This is a genomic window from Promicromonospora kroppenstedtii DSM 19349, from assembly GCF_000515355.1.
In the GTDB taxonomy this organism is placed as follows: Bacteria; Actinomycetota; Actinomycetes; order Actinomycetales; family Cellulomonadaceae; genus Promicromonospora; species Promicromonospora kroppenstedtii.
The window spans coordinates 8,996-9,790 of sequence record NZ_KI911739.1 but is presented as its reverse complement, the minus strand read 5'-3'; the positions used below and the strand labels follow the sequence as shown (position 1 = coordinate 9,790).

Sequence of the window (795 nt, the reverse complement as noted above, 5' to 3'; positions counted from 1 at the left end):
CACGGTCGCGGTCACGGCCGGGTCGAGCAGCGCGTCGCCGGCCGCGACCACGCGGACGGCGCGGCGCAGCTCGGCGGGCGCGACGTCCTTGAGCAGGTAACCGGCCGCGCCCGACCGGACGGCCTCGAAGACGTGCTCGTCCTCGTCGAACGTGGTCAGCACCAGCACGCGGGTGCCCGCCAGGGCGGGGTCCGCGACGATCTGCCGGGTGGCGGCCAGGCCGTCCAGCCGCGGCATCCGGATGTCCATCAGCACCACGTCGGGGCGCAGCTCCCGCACCCGTGAGACCCCCGTGAGCCCGTCGGCGGCCTCGCCGACCACCACGATGTCGTCCTCGCTCTCGGCGAGCGCGCGCAGCCCCGCCCGCACGAGCTCCTGGTCGTCCACCAGCACGATCCGGATCATGGCGCTCAGCCTTCCAGACGCAGGGGCAGGTCGGCGGCCACGACGAACCCACCGCCCGGGGCGTCGCCCGTGGTCAGGGTGCCGCCGAGCACGGCAGCGCGTTCGCGCATCCCGGAGATCCCCGAGCCGGGCACCGGTGCGGGACCGGCCCCGCGTCCGTCGTCGGACACGCGGATCGCGAGGCGGCCGCCGTCGACGCGTGCGGACACCGTCACGCGTGAGGCCCCGGCGTGCCGCAGCGCGTTGGTCAGGGATTCCTGCGCGATCCGGTAGGCGGCGGCGTCGATCGCGCCGTCCAGGACGCCGCCCGGCACGTCGAGCGTCACGTCGACGGCGAGGCCGGTGGCGCGGGCGGAGGCAGCGAGGGCCTCGACCCCGGCCAGGCCGGTC

At 76.6% G+C, this 795-nt stretch carries 2 protein-coding genes; both read right to left on the bottom strand.

Annotated features, from left to right (window positions below):
* On the bottom strand, positions 1–405 hold a 405-nt coding region (locus tag PROKR_RS22390; RefSeq protein ID WP_157602488.1), incomplete at its 3' end, for a response regulator.
* A gap of 5 nt (positions 406–410) precedes the next feature.
* Positions 411–795, bottom strand: a 385-nt coding sequence (locus PROKR_RS22385; protein WP_036967753.1) for an ATP-binding protein, incomplete at its 5' end; no start/stop codon positions are given.